The organism is Candidatus Binatia bacterium (assembly GCA_036504975.1).
Classification (GTDB): Bacteria; Desulfobacterota; Binatia; order UBA9968; family UBA9968; genus JAJPJQ01.
This window is the reverse complement of sequence record DASXUF010000004.1, coordinates 36,316-48,908: the sequence shown is the minus strand read 5'-3', so window position 1 is coordinate 48,908 and position 12,593 is coordinate 36,316. Positions and strand designations below refer to the sequence as shown.

Annotated in this window: 12 protein-coding genes; 8 read left to right on the top strand and 4 right to left on the bottom strand. The window is 58.8% G+C overall.

Annotation, left to right across the window (positions count from 1 at the left end):
• Window positions 1-94 precede the first annotated feature (94 nt).
• The 3 genes from VGL70_00320 (at window position 95) to VGL70_00310 (ending at window position 1,315) form a co-directional block, all read left to right on the top strand.
• On the top strand, window positions 95-496 hold the full coding sequence (locus tag VGL70_00320; protein HEY3301956.1) for a PIN domain-containing protein: 402 nt from the start codon (window positions 95-97) through the stop codon (window positions 494-496).
• A gap of 286 nt (window positions 497-782) precedes the next feature.
• A complete protein-coding gene (locus tag VGL70_00315) occupies window positions 783-1,064 on the top strand; it encodes a type II toxin-antitoxin system RelE/ParE family toxin (GenBank protein HEY3301955.1) in 282 nt (93 codons plus the stop codon).
• Window positions 1,061-1,315 carry a type II toxin-antitoxin system prevent-host-death family antitoxin gene (locus VGL70_00310; protein HEY3301954.1) on the top strand — a complete coding sequence of 85 codons (255 nt, stop codon included), beginning with the start codon at window positions 1,061-1,063 and terminating at the stop codon, window positions 1,313-1,315. Before VGL70_00315 ends, VGL70_00310 begins: the two co-directional genes overlap by 4 nt.
• Window positions 1,316-1,568: 253 nt before the next feature.
• On the opposite strand, the gene pyk is transcribed toward VGL70_00310, so the two are convergent.
• The 4 genes from pyk to VGL70_00290 all read right to left on the bottom strand — a co-directional run bounded on the left by pyk (window position 1,569) and on the right by VGL70_00290 (window position 6,497).
• The gene (gene pyk, locus VGL70_00305; GenBank protein ID HEY3301953.1) at window positions 1,569-2,972 is read right to left on the bottom strand and encodes a pyruvate kinase; all 1,404 of its coding nucleotides are present in this window, start codon (window positions 2,970-2,972) and stop codon (window positions 1,569-1,571) included.
• A gap of 61 nt (window positions 2,973-3,033) precedes the next feature.
• Complete coding sequence (locus tag VGL70_00300) at window positions 3,034-3,945, bottom strand: ABC transporter permease (GenBank protein HEY3301952.1); 912 nt, start codon at window positions 3,943-3,945, stop codon at window positions 3,034-3,036.
• Entirely contained in the window at window positions 3,914-4,915 is a 1,002-nt protein-coding gene (locus VGL70_00295; protein HEY3301951.1) for an ABC transporter permease, read from the bottom strand. The genes VGL70_00300 and VGL70_00295 overlap by 32 nt, the downstream gene beginning before the upstream one ends.
• A 64-nt stretch (window positions 4,916-4,979) precedes the next feature.
• Window positions 4,980-6,497 (bottom strand): ABC transporter substrate-binding protein, encoded by a 1,518-nt coding sequence (locus VGL70_00290; protein HEY3301950.1) that lies wholly within the window; start codon window positions 6,495-6,497, stop codon window positions 4,980-4,982.
• A gap of 129 nt (window positions 6,498-6,626) precedes the next feature.
• Between VGL70_00290 and VGL70_00285 the strand changes: the two genes are divergently transcribed.
• From VGL70_00285 to VGL70_00265, 5 genes are all read left to right on the top strand, one after another.
• Window positions 6,627-7,910, top strand: a complete 1,284-nt coding sequence (locus VGL70_00285; GenBank protein ID HEY3301949.1) for an MFS transporter — start codon at window positions 6,627-6,629, stop codon at window positions 7,908-7,910.
• 147 nt (window positions 7,911-8,057) lie between these two features.
• Window positions 8,058-8,336: a hypothetical protein gene (locus tag VGL70_00280; GenBank protein ID HEY3301948.1), complete on the top strand. Its 279-nt coding sequence runs from the start codon at window positions 8,058-8,060 to the stop codon at window positions 8,334-8,336.
• A 277-nt stretch (window positions 8,337-8,613) separates the two neighbouring features.
• On the top strand, window positions 8,614-9,678 hold the full coding sequence (locus tag VGL70_00275) for an ethanolamine ammonia lyase-activating protein (protein ID HEY3301947.1): 1,065 nt from the start codon (window positions 8,614-8,616) through the stop codon (window positions 9,676-9,678).
• A gap of 530 nt (window positions 9,679-10,208) precedes the next feature.
• A complete protein-coding gene (gene lpxD / locus VGL70_00270) occupies window positions 10,209-11,231 on the top strand; it encodes a UDP-3-O-(3-hydroxymyristoyl)glucosamine N-acyltransferase (GenBank protein ID HEY3301946.1) in 1,023 nt (340 codons plus the stop codon).
• Window positions 11,232-11,450: 219 nt separating this feature from the next.
• A complete protein-coding gene (locus VGL70_00265; GenBank protein HEY3301945.1) occupies window positions 11,451-12,440 on the top strand; it encodes a sigma 54-interacting transcriptional regulator in 990 nt (329 codons plus the stop codon).
• Window positions 12,441-12,593 lie beyond the last annotated feature (153 nt).

Below are 12,593 nucleotides of genomic sequence, written 5' to 3'. Positions count from 1 at the left end.
ATTCGTGGGATTGCGCGCGCCGTCGGAGATATCGATGAGGCGATTCGGGCCCTGCGAAAGTCCAGGATAGAGGCGCTTAGGGGCTCTATTTGAAATGGTCCTTGCAACCGATACCCATGCTCTCATCCACCACGTCACGAGGCAAAGTAAAAAGTTAGGTCGTAGGGCGAGGGTGATCTTCGACCGCGTAGAGCGGGGCGTTGATGTGCTTCTGATACCATTTGCTGTTTTAGAGGAAATAATGCTTTTGTCCGAGGCCGGAAAGGTTCGGCTTCCCATACCCTTCAGGGATCTGCTTATTTCGTTGATGCAGGCCGACAACTTCGACTTAGGAGTCAACGACGCTCAGCTTCTCCTGGAAGCCGCCGCCTTAACCGGGATCAGAGATCCTTACGACCGGCTGATCGTCGCGCAAGCGAGAGTGGCCGGGCTGCCTCTAATTACCGGTGATGAAGAAATTCACGATAGCCACCTCGTTCGAACCGTTTGGGATTGACGCCGCTCGTGCGTAGGATGCTTCCGCTGGATTGCCGTCTCGGATAGGTTTCACGCCAGAAGAGCGCCAGGTTCTCGGTCACCTGGACCGGGCGGCTGCTCGGCGCGAGCGCGTGAGTGCGAATGTAGCGGACGCTTCCCTTGTGTCCGGCCGGTCTACAATTCCCGCTTCTTTTAACCTGAGTGACATTTGCCACGTTTTCGCAATTGCGAAAGTGTGGCAAGCATCGCTTTCTAAGATTTGATTCGCACATCTTTCGAGTGTATATTTGTAGAATAAATCTTCCATGTTTGAAATTGTCTTCAAGCCTCTCGCGATTAAGCAGTTGAAGAAAATGAAACGATATCATGCCGCCATCGTTGTTGACGCGATCGACAAGCACTTGAGCGAGGAGCCTGAAAGAGTACACGGCGCAATCAAACGCCTAAGAGGTAGACAGCAAACCACGTTTCGATTGAGAGTGCAGGATTATCGCGTGTTCTACGATGTCGCGGAAGATCGAGTGGAGATCAGTCAGATATTACATAAATCAGAAACGCCGTCGTGTTACCAAAAGGAGATCAAATGAAGATTTTAACGACGTATGAAGCAAAGAACGCCTTCCCAAAGGTTCTGAAACTTTCTCAGAAAGATGTTGTGATTGTTACCAATCGAGGAAAACCGGTTGCAGCCATCCAGGGACTCAAGGATGAAGACGATCTGGAGGACTATCTCTTAGAGCGCAGCCCGAAGTTTTGGGCAATGATCCGCCGAGCCCGCAAAGGCAAGAGTGTAGCTCTGCAACAAGTTCGGAAGGAACTAGGATTGGGGAATAGGTAACTAACGCATGCGTCGGCCGTCCTTGGAGTACCATTGCTGGAGTTGCTGTTTGAGTTTCGGATAACTTTCACGCCAGAAGAGCGCCAGGTTTTCCGTCACCTGCGCCGGACGGTTGCGCGGGCAATTATTTAATCTGCCCTTCCCAAAGGTAGCAAGCGACCGCACCCATTAACTACTGGCGATTCACACCCACGAGATCCCTCACGGAACAAAAAAGGCACGCTGCCGGCGATGGTGACAAGCCGAGCGCCGGCTACTCTATCGCCTGAACCGTGATCAAATTCGTCGTGCCCGCTATATGGAGCGGCAGTCCGGCGGTGACCGCGACCAGATCTCCTTTTTTGACATATCCCGATTCCAGGGCTTTTTTCTGCGCCAGGCGGACCATCGCGTCGGTGCTCTTGTAGGAAGGGATGAGACAGGGCAGGACGCCCCAGACGAGACAAAGCAGTTTCACCGTGCCGGGCTCGGGACTGATGGCGATCAGGGGCTGTGTCGGGCGATAGCGCGCGATCATGCGCGCCGTGCTGCCCGACGTGGTCGGAACAAGAAACGCTTTGACCTGTAGATCCTGCGCGAGCGAGACGGCGGCGCGGCTGATCGCCTCGGGAACGCTGCTCGTCACTCCGTCGAACTGAACCCTCGGCTCGAGTATTTTTTCGGTCTCCGCCGCAACCTGCGTCATCGTCCTCACGGCAGAAATGGGGTAATTGCCGACGGCCGTTTCTTCCGAGAGCATCAATGCGTCCGTGCCGTCGAGAATGGCGTTGGCGATGTCGGCCACTTCGGCCCGGCTCGGGCGCGGGTTCTGCACCATCGAGCGCAGCATCTGCGTCGCGGTGATGACCGGCTTGCCCAAGCGGTTCGCCTTGCGGATCATCATTTTTTGCAGCGCCGGGATTCTTTCCAAAGCCGTTTCCAGTCCGAGATCTCCCCGAGCCACCATGACCGCGTCCACTTCTTCCAGGATCGGGTCGAGGTGCTCCAGCGCCTCGTGCTTCTCGATCTTGGCGACGATCGGAATCTTCGCCCGCCTTTTTTTGATCTCGCGCCGGGCGGCGGCGATATCTTTCGGCCGCCGGACGAAAGAAAGGGCGACGAGGTCCACGCCGTGCGCGATGCCGAACGCCAGATCGCGCTTGTCTTTAGCCGTTAGAGACGGGAGATACACGCTGCCGTGAGGGAAATGGATCCCTTTGTGGGAGCTCAGCACGCCGCCGACGACGATTCGGCAAACCGCTTCGTTCCGCCTGACGCTCAGCGCTTTCAGCTCGATCTCGCCGTCGCCGAGGAGGATCGCGTCGCCGCGCTTGATGACGCGTTGCAGGCGGGAGTAATTGACCGAGACGATCCGGCTGTTGCCGACAATTTTTCGCGTCGTGAGCGTGAAGCGGCGGCCGGTTTGCAGCCGCGCCCGGTCGCCCTCGATCGCGCCGATGCGAATCTTCGGACCCTGGAGATCCTGCAGAATGGCGACGGGCCGCCCGAGCCGGCGGGAGATGCGGCGGATTCTCCTGATGGTCGTCAGGTGAAAGGCGTGATCGCCGTGACTGAAGTTCAGCCGCGCGACGTCCATCCCCGCCTGAATCAGTCCGGTTAATATTTTCTCGGATTGGCTGGCGGGTCCGATGGTGCAGACGATTTTCGTTCGACGCATGAATGCTAATGTACCTGAGTACAACGCGGAATTCGAATGAAAGCGTGAAGCGCACCGGCGACTAACCTTTAACCGTGCGCTTGAGCCGCGGGTCGAGCAGATCTCTGATCGCGTCGCCGAGCAGGTTGATGCCGAGCACGGTCAGGAATATGCACAGGCCGGGAAACAGCGCCAGCCACCATGCGGTGCTGATGTAGCTGCGGCTGTCTGCGAGCATCGTGCCCCAGGTGGGAATCTCCGGCGGAACTCCGAGGCCGAGAAAACTGAGGCTCGCCTCCGAGATGATGGCCGAGGCCATGGAGAAGGTGCCGATGACGAGCGAGATCTGGATGAGGTTGGGAAGAATGTGGCGCCGGATGATGCGTGGGTCGCTGGCGCCGAGCGCGCGGGTTGCGACGACGAAGTCGCGGCCCCTTAGCGACAGCGCCTGGCCGCGCACGACGCGGCAATACTGAATCCATCGCTGGGCGACGAGCGCCATGATCAGATTGAAGAGGCCCTGGCCGAGAAACGCGAGGATCGTGATCGCCAGCAAAAGCGGCGGAAAGGCCCAGACGACTTCGACCGCCTTCTGGATGGTGAAATCGATCTTGCCGCCGAAATAACCCGAGATCGCGCCCAGCGCCACGCCGACGATGCCGGAGATCGTGACGACGGCGAAAGCGACGACCAAAGAAACGCGCGCGCCGTAAATGATCCGGCTCAAGATGTCGCGGCCGAGACTGTCGGTGCCGAGGAAGTACTCGCCGCCGAACCATTGCGGCGCTTTGAGCGCGGCTTCGAGCGCCTGGAGGCTCGGATCGTGGGGAGCGAGCCAGGGACTCAAAACGCCGACGACGATGAGCACGCATACGATCAAACCGCCGGCGATGAACTTGGCGTGCATCCAGGCGCGGATGCTGGTCCATGAGACCTGGCGGACGCGGGGAAAGACCGCGGCGTCAGTAGCGGATTCTTGGATCGATGAAGGCATAAAGCGCGTCGATGATGAGATTGATCGTCACGAAAGCGAGCGTGTACATGAGCACGAGTCCCGTGACCAACGGGTAGTCTCGCGCCGAAACGCCGGTGATCAGCAAGCTGCCGATCCCCGGCCAGGCAAAGACCGTCTCCACGATAATCGAACCGCTGAGCAGCGTTCCCACCTCCAGTCCCACGACCGTGACGATCGGCACGAGCGCGTTGCTGAAGACGTGGCGCCACAAAACGCTCTGCTCTCCAAGCCCCTTTGCCCGGGCGGTGACGACGTACTCTTCGCTCGTCGTTTCCAGCACCGACGAGCGCGTGACCCGCATCAGAATTCCTATCATGTTGGTCCCGAGCGCGACCGCGGGCAGCGCGACGTGGAGAAGGGCGTCCTTCAGCGCCGGCCAGTTTCTCTGCAGCAGGCTGTCGAGAAAATAAAATCCCGTCTGCGACGGGCCCGCGACGCCGTAGGTGCTGCGGCCGGCGGAGGGAAGCACGTGGAAAGTCCCCGCGAACAGAAGAATCAGCATGATCCCGAGCCAGAAGTTGGGCATGCTGATGCCGAAGAGGCCGAAGCTCGTGCCGAGATTGTCGATCCACGAGTTGGGCCGGCTGCCGGACCAAACTCCGAGCGGCACGGCCAAGGCGACCGCGATGAGGATCGAAAAAATCGCCAGCTCGATCGTGGCCGGCAGCCTCTGCGCGATCACCTCCCTGACCGGAGCCGAAAAGCGAAAAGATTTGCCGAGGTCGCCGGCGGCGGCGGAGAGGACGAACTTCACGTACTGGACGTGCACCGGCTGGTCGAGCCCCCAGCGTTTCTTCGCTTCCGCGAGGTCGGCGGCCGTCGTGTCCTGGCCGAGGAGCATCGTCACCGGGTCGCCGGGCGCCACGTGCAGCAAAACGAAGACGAGAAGCGTGATCAAAAGCAGAACGGGGAGCGTGCCGAAAAGACGTTGGAGCAGATAGAGCGTCACCGCGTCTCCTTTTTATTTTCCGCGCGGCTCGCTTCGAGCGCCGGACAAGCGCGCGCGTCGCTCTCTATCTCAGGACGCGGATATCTTCGCCGAAGATCCGGCCGCTGGGCGTCGGTTTATAATCGATCTGTTTCGCCATTCCATAGATCATCTTGTGGCGCCACATGAAGCAGGCCGGGGCGTCGTCGGTCAAGAGACTCATCGCTTCCGAGAGGACTTTTCTCCGCTTCGCCGGTTCAAACGTCTGGCGCTCGGTGGCGAGCAGCGCGTCGAACTTAGGATTCGAGTAGCCGATCCGCGGCGAGCCGCCGGTTTCGAAATATTGGGACAGGGCCACGCTCGGATCGACGATCGATCCCCGGCCCATGTAATAGAAGGGGGTCTTGCCGGCCTGGACGTTGGCCCAGAGCGTCGCCCATTCGGGTGTGAGGAGCTTGGCGCGGAAGCCCGCGGCGTTGAGCATCTGTGCGATCGCCTCGTTGATCTGCTTATCCAGAGTGTAGCGCCCCACCGGAGTCTGCAATTCCACGTCGACGCCGTTGGGATAACCGGCCTGGGCCAGGAGCTTGCGCGCTTTCTCCGGGTTGTAATCGTACTTGGGTTTTAGATTCGGATCGTAGCCGTACTGACCCGGACCGATCGGGCCGTCGAGGCGGGCGGCGAGCCCCTGGAGCAGAGTGTTGATGATTCGATCCCGGTCGATGGCGTGGCACACCGCCTGCCGCACTTCTTTCTTGTCGAACGGCGGCTTGGGCTGCATCGCGAGGAACATGATCTCGACGGCGTCCACCGTCGTCGCCTTGGCGTTCGAATCGCTCTCGACCCGCTTGCGTAGGTGGGGAGGAATGAACTGCGCGATCTGGATCTCGCCGTTGAGCAGCGCCGTCACCCTTTGCTCGTCCTCGCGCATCACCCGATAGACGATCTCATCCGGCGCCTGCTTGAGATTTTTCATTCCCGGATAGTCCAAATTCTTCGTGATCACGAAGCGCTGGCCGGGGATGAGCTCCTTGAACTTGTAAGGGCCGGCGCCGATGGGAAATTTGCGGTCGGCCTCGGCGCCGTGTTTCTCGTAAATCGCCTTGTTGGTGATGATGAGACGGTCGAAAAGATATTCGAGCAACGGGGCGGTCGGTTTCTTGGTCGTAAAACGCACGGTGTATTTATCCACCGCGGATGCCGAGGCGATGGGGGCGATATTCTGCGTCTGCTTGCTCTGGGGATCGCTTCTCACCCGGTTGAAGGAGTGAACCACGTCGTCGGCCGTGAAAGGCGAGCCGTCGTGCCAGCGGATGTCCTTGCGTAGATAGAAAATCCACGTGTTCGGATCTTTGACTTCCCAGCGGTCGGCGAGCATGCCGGCATAATCGCCCTTGTCGAAATCATACGTTCCGAGGCAGCCCATCACCTGGCACCAGATGCCATAGAGCAACGAAACGCTGTCGCCGTAGGGGTTGAACGTTTCCATCGTTTCCGTGACGCCGACGGAAACGCGGGTCTGCGCAGGAACAGGCTGGGGTTTTGCAGTCACGATCAACAGCGCGATCAGCGCCGCGAGCAAAAAGCTCTGTCTCCGCGTCATATCGACCTCCTTTTGACTGACGCACTCGAAGCTGCCGCGAACGGTTACTTCTATGCTCTCCTTCGATTTTGTGTCAAGCCCGCATAGGCGGATTTTTCAAGACTCGTGGAACGGTTGTAACGAAGCGCGATCGCACGCTATAAAAAGAGCCTCTGCATCGAGTACCGCTTCAGGAGGATCAACCCGCTGCTTCGCGTCTTTCGCCCGCTGCGCTACAAAAACTACGCGATTTTTTTGTCGGTCGATCTGGCCGCCTCGACCGGACAGTTCATCGAGGAGGTCGCTCTCTACTGGATCGCCTATGAGATCACCGGCTCGGCTCTGGCTCTCGGCATACTCGGAGTTTGCGAGGCGGCGCCGCGCCTGATCCTGAGCGCCATCGGCGGCGCGCTGGTCGATCGCTACAACCGCTTGCGGCTTTTGATTCTGATCCAATTCTTCACGGCGCTGCCCATCTTTGTTTTGATTGCCCTCTATTTCGCCGGTCTATTGGAGTTCTGGCACATCCTGGTTTTTCAGCTCGTCACCTCCGTGGTGCGAAGCGTCAACCCTTCCGCCTCGCAATCGCTCATACGAGAGCTGGTCCCGGATCAGGCGCTGCTGAGCGCGGTCGCGCTTTTCTCGATCGAGTTTAATTTCGCGCGCATCGTCGGCCCGTCGCTGGGCGGCGTGCTGATCGTCTGGGTCGGCGTGGGCGCCTGTTTCATCATTTACTCGACCATCTTGATCCTTGCCGGCCTGGCCATGTTCTTCATCGAGCTGCCGCGGGAAAAAAGCGTCCGGGGAGAAGGGAATTTGCTCCGTGAAGTGAAGGAGGGATTCCAGCACATCCTGCAGGCGCCGGTGATTCTGAGCAGCATCTCAGCGGCATATATAATGAGCGTGTTCGTCGGCACCTACCAGCGTTTTCTGCCGGTATTCGCAAAGGAGATCCTGAACGCCGGACCCGAAGGGCTGGGAATTCTGATGGCGGCTCCGGGATTGGGTGCCGTCGTCTCTTTGTTTTTTTTGGGGAGCGCAGGCGAGCGCTGGCGGAAAGAAACCTTGCTCTGGGTGACGACCGTTATCACTCCCCTTTTTTTGATCCTCTTCTGTTTCTCGCGCGCTTTATGGCTGTCGGCGATGCTTCTGGCTCTCGTCGGCGGAGGACAAATCGCTTTCCGCACCGTGAGCCGCCTCATCATTCAAGTAGAGGTGCCCCGCGCGCTCTTGGGCAGAGTGATGAGCGTGTTCGTGATGGATCAAGGGATGCGCTCGGTCGGCTCGTTGGTGATGGGCGCGGCCGCCAGCTTCTTCGGCGCCGATCTCGGATTAGCTCTTACTTCCATAGCTTCGTTGGGCCTAACCTCGTCACTTTTTTATTATTTTCTCAGGCCAAAACCGAACAGCGGTAACTCGAGTTCGTCCAGTTAGATCCAGCGCGGCCGGAATTTCCTGTCAGTTTTTCGCTATGCCGGGTAATCCGTAGCTCTCCACGATCTTCGTTTAAGGGGATTCACGCGTGGCATGTCACTTGCTGTCTCTATCGGTAAATTCTCCCAACTGATTCCGAGGTGCATTATGGAAGCTCTACTCAACCTGGGGACAGTTAATCTTCCCATTCCCGCGTGGCAGATGGCGCTTTTCATCGGATTAACGAGTCTCGCGATCATCTGGCGCAAAACGAAGTGCTGTCTTCTCACCACCTATTTATTTGTCTTTTACTGGGGGTACTATCAATTCTCCCGCGACCTCCTGAACGTGGCTTATACCGATACCACCGCCGAGAGCATCTACATCGGTTTTGGTCTTGTGCTGCTCACGTTTACCCTTGTCTCCTTCTTCTACGAAGAACGCTAGCAGGCCGGCCACAAAGGTCCATCTCCCATAGGCCGCCGACCGGCGGCCGTTGAAAATTGTTGTGCTCGGTCTGGTTAGTCTAACGCCCGCCAGTGGCGGGCTATGGCGTCAACGTACTGAAGTAAGTACGCCTCCGCTCGCGGACCTTCGCGCGCCTCGTCTCTGAGGCTTTGTAAGCAGCCTGGCCCTCAACCATGGTTGCGATTTGTTGGTGAACTTACTATTTCTTCATGAAGACGCGTGTAGTCCGAGACAGTGCATTTTGCTAGGAGGTGACATGGAAGATTTGTCGAAACAAAGAGCGCTAAAAAAATCGCCGTTTCTGGAGTGGTGCGACGGCGAGGGACTGCCGGTAGCGACAGGCTACGGCGTCGAAGATTTGCGCGCGCTGCCGCTGTCGAATTGGGAGCGTCTCGGCGGGCCGGCCTCCTACTGCCACCTCGAAGGGTCGCAAGGATTTGTCGGCGCCATGGTCGCGGAGATTCCGCCGGGGAAGAATTTGCGGCCGATGCGGCACCTTTACGAAGAGCAAGTTCTCATTCTGGAGGGACGCGGCGCGACGCAGTTCTGGAGCGACGAGACCCAGCAGGCGGTCACGCTCGAATGGCAGGCCGGGAGCCTCTTCTCGCCGCCGCTGAACGCGCGGCACCAGCACTTCAACGGGTCGTCGTCAGAGCCGGTGCGCTTTGTCGCGGTGAACAACGCGCCGCTGATCTTCAACGTTTTCAAGTCCGCGGACTTCGTCTTCGACGCGCCGTTCGATTTTACCAACCGCTTCAGCGGCCAGCGCGATTTCTTCAGCAGCGAGTTCAAGCCGAGCGACCTCGAAGACAAGGCGGTGAACTTCATCCCGGACGTTTACGCCGTGCCGCTGAACGATCATCCCGAGCGCGGCGTCGGCTTCAGCCGTCTCGGCATTCATCTCTCGGGCAACTCCATGGTCGGCCACATCATGGCGATCAAATCGGGGACTTATAAAAAGGCGCACCGCCACCACTCGGGAGCGCAGGTGATCGTCCTCGGCGGCAAGGGGTACAGCTTGATGTGGCCGCCGGGAGGGAAATTCGTTCGCATCGATTGGAAGAAGGGGAGTCTGCTCGTACCGCCCGAGGGCTGGTATCACCACCACTTCACCACGAGCCGCGAAGCGGCGCGCCACCTTGCGCTCCGCCGCGGTCTCCGCGGCGTTGGCGTTCCCTGGCTGCCGTCGGTGAGCGAGCGCGACGGCGGCAGCATGCTCGAGCACGAGAACGAACCGCCGGAGATTCGCGCGATGTACGAGGCCGAGCTGGCTAAAGAAGGGGTTCCGTTGCGGATGCCCCCCGTCAAGCGATCCAATTAAATGGTAGTGGTTCAGTTTGATAAAATTTTGTAGGGGCGACCCCCCGTGGTCGCCCGAAAAAGAAGGGCAGGCACAGGGGCCTGCCCCTACATAGAAATGTTGTTGAATCAAATTGAACCATTACCAATTAAATTGAACCTTCGCCGTCTCTTCTTGTTCTTCCGCTTTAACAGCCTTGCGTTTTCATATTTTAATCTCTTTGGGCACAATTCCCCGCACTGCCAGAGTCCGTCATTCCCGCATGCTTTTAGCGGGTCCGCCACAGGGCTTCGGATGGATCCGTCCTTCGGCGGAAATCCAGGCGAATTTCGGACTGGACCCCCGACCCATTCGACGTGGCTCAGGGTCGTGGTGAGCACAGTCGAACCACGATTAAAACATTCGGGGGTGACAACTTGGAGAAAAGTCATCCGAGGGCCTCTCGATACTCCGCAGCTTGTTGCGGGGTTATTCATTGTAGGCCGGTTTGTTCGACGGAATGAACTGCGATAAAGTCGGACTGCTCCGAACGATAAAAACAGGAGAACGAGATGAAGGTGGAAGAGATCGCGCGTTTGCTCGGTGGAAAATTAAAGGGAGACGGGACGAGAGAAATCCTCGGCGTGGCGGGACTGGAAAACGCGGCAGCAGGCGACTTGACCTTTGCCGAAGGCGACCGCGCGCTTGTCCGTGCCGGCCGCTCTGCTGCGGGTTGCATTCTCGTGGCGGAAGGAAACGCGGTATCCGGCCGCACGACGATCGCGGTGAAGCATCCCAAGCTCGCCTTGATTCACGCCGCAGCCGCGCTGCTGCCGAAGCCTCCGACGACTCCGGGCATTCACCCCACGGGCGTTGTTTCTTCCAGCGCGCGTCTGGCGCGCGGCGTGGCGGTGGGCGCGCACGCGGTGATCGAAGATGAAGTCGCGGTGGGAGCGGGAACATCGATCGGCGCGGGAGTTTTTCTCGGCCGCGGCGTCGTAATCGGCGCCGACTGCATTCTACGTCCTCGCGTCTCCGTCTTTTCCGCGCAGATCGGCGATCGAGTGGCGATTCACAGCGGCGCTGTCATCGGCTCGGACGGATTTGGCTACGTTTTTGCCGACGGCCGGCATCACAAGTTCCCACAGCTCGGACAGGTGATCATCGAGGACGACGTCGAGATCGGCAGCAACACCACGATCGACCGCGGCGCGCTGGGCAATACCGTCATCGGCCAGGGCAGCAAGATCGACAACCTGGTTCAGATCGCGCACAACGTGCGCGTCGGCCGCCATTGCGTGATCGCGGCGCAAACCGGCATCGCGGGAAGCGTCGAGATCGGCGACTATGTGGTGATGGGGGGCCAGGTCGGAGTCGGCAACGGCGTTCGCATCGAAGACCGGGCGGTGATCGGCGCGCAGGCGGGAATTCCCACGGGCAAGAAGGTGCGCCGGGGCCTCACCATGTGGGGAACGCCGGCGCGGCCCTTGTCGGAGTTCAAGAAAACTTACGCGGAGCTGACCAACCTGCCCAAGCTCGTCGAGAAGGTGAGAGAACTGTCGCGTCCCAAATCGGCGCCGCGAAAGCGCCGTTGAGCGGCGTTTATCTTTCCCTATCGCTGTGCGAAATTTCCGAGGACGGCCGTTGCTAGCCGCGTGAATGATTTTTTCGCTGGTGGTGTTCAAAAAAACCTACAGTTCGAAATTATCCGGAGCACATTCTATGCGCCTTATAAGAAAAATATCTTGACAAGCCCGGCATGGATGCGATATTGCCGGGTTTGCTCCGCGATCAATCCGCTCCGGGATTTCAAAATGGCCACCGTCTCCTTGAAGGACAAACCTCTGATCGAGGCATTAGTCGGCGAAAGTGAAATTTTCCGGCGGGCGGTTGAGAAGACCGCGCTGCTGGCCCGCTCCGATGCCACCGTGTTGATCTCCGGCGAAACCGGAACGGGCAAGGAGCTATTTGCGCGAGCCATTCACTACCAGGGTCCGCGAAAGGACAAGCCGTTCATTCCGGTCAATTGCGGCGCTCTGCCGGATCATCTGTTTGAAAACGAGCTTTTTGGACATGAAAAGGGGGCGTTTACCGACGCATCTTCGGCTGAAAAGGGGCTGATTGCCGAAGCGGAAGGAGGGACCCTTCTTCTGGATGAAATCGATACGCTGAGCTTGTCCGCTCAAGTCAAGCTGCTCCGCTTTCTGCAAAGCTGGGAATATCGGCCGCTCGGCTGCTCTAAAAGCACCGTCGCCGACGTTCGAGTCGTCGCCGCCACCAATGCGGATCTGAGGCAACGCATGGAACTCAAATTCCTACGGCAGGATCTCTATTACCGTCTGAACACGCTGTCGCTTTCCATACCGTCTCTGCGGGAACGGATCGGCGATATTCCTTGCCTCACGTCATACTTTATCGCTCGATACGCCAATCAAAATGGCCGGCCCGCTTCGGAACTCTCCGCCGAAGTTTTGCGCGCGCTGATGGCTTATTCCTGGCCGGGAAACGTCAGGGAGTTGGAATGCGCGGTTCAAAGAGCCATGACCTTGAATACTTCCGGAACGCTTCGGTGGGAGGATTTCGATCTGCCGACTTCCCTCGCCGTGGAGATACCGGAGCAGGGCTCGCTCCGCGAGGCAAAGACAAAAGCCGTGGCGGAATTCGAGCGCAGCTACCTATCGAATCTCTTGACCACCTGCCGGGGGAACATCACTCAGGCGGCCAAGGCCGCCGGTAAAGAGCGCCGATCGTTCCAGCGGCTGGTGCGTAAATACGGCCTCGAGCGACACTCCTTTCAAATTTAGTCTCTTTTTTCCTTTATCTTTTCCGATCCGGCTCCGGCGCGGCAGCCGCGCCGCACTCCTGCAGCACGATTGCCGCACTATGAATGTATATACATTTTTAGCGCCTATCGCAGAACCGGTGACGGCGGCATGCGGCGTCGAAGCCGCACTGCC

Coding starts and splice junctions, on each gene's coding strand:
- lpxD (HEY3301946.1), top strand. CDS start 10,209: ATGAAGGTGGAAGAGATCGCGCGTTTGCTCGGTGGAAAATTAAAGGGA.
- VGL70_00280 (HEY3301948.1), top strand. CDS start 8,058: ATGGAAGCTCTACTCAACCTGGGGACAGTTAATCTTCCCATTCCCGCG.
- pyk (HEY3301953.1), bottom strand. CDS start 2,972: ATGCGTCGAACGAAAATCGTCTGCACCATCGGACCCGCCAGCCAATCC.
- VGL70_00315 (HEY3301955.1), top strand. CDS start 783: ATGTTTGAAATTGTCTTCAAGCCTCTCGCGATTAAGCAGTTGAAGAAA.
- VGL70_00265 (HEY3301945.1), top strand. CDS start 11,451: ATGGCCACCGTCTCCTTGAAGGACAAACCTCTGATCGAGGCATTAGTC.
- VGL70_00320 (HEY3301956.1), top strand. CDS start 95: ATGGTCCTTGCAACCGATACCCATGCTCTCATCCACCACGTCACGAGG.
- VGL70_00275 (HEY3301947.1), top strand. CDS start 8,614: ATGGAAGATTTGTCGAAACAAAGAGCGCTAAAAAAATCGCCGTTTCTG.
- VGL70_00290 (HEY3301950.1), bottom strand. CDS start 6,497: ATGACGCGGAGACAGAGCTTTTTGCTCGCGGCGCTGATCGCGCTGTTG.
- VGL70_00310 (HEY3301954.1), top strand. CDS start 1,061: ATGAAGATTTTAACGACGTATGAAGCAAAGAACGCCTTCCCAAAGGTT.
- VGL70_00300 (HEY3301952.1), bottom strand. CDS start 3,945: ATGCCTTCATCGATCCAAGAATCCGCTACTGACGCCGCGGTCTTTCCC.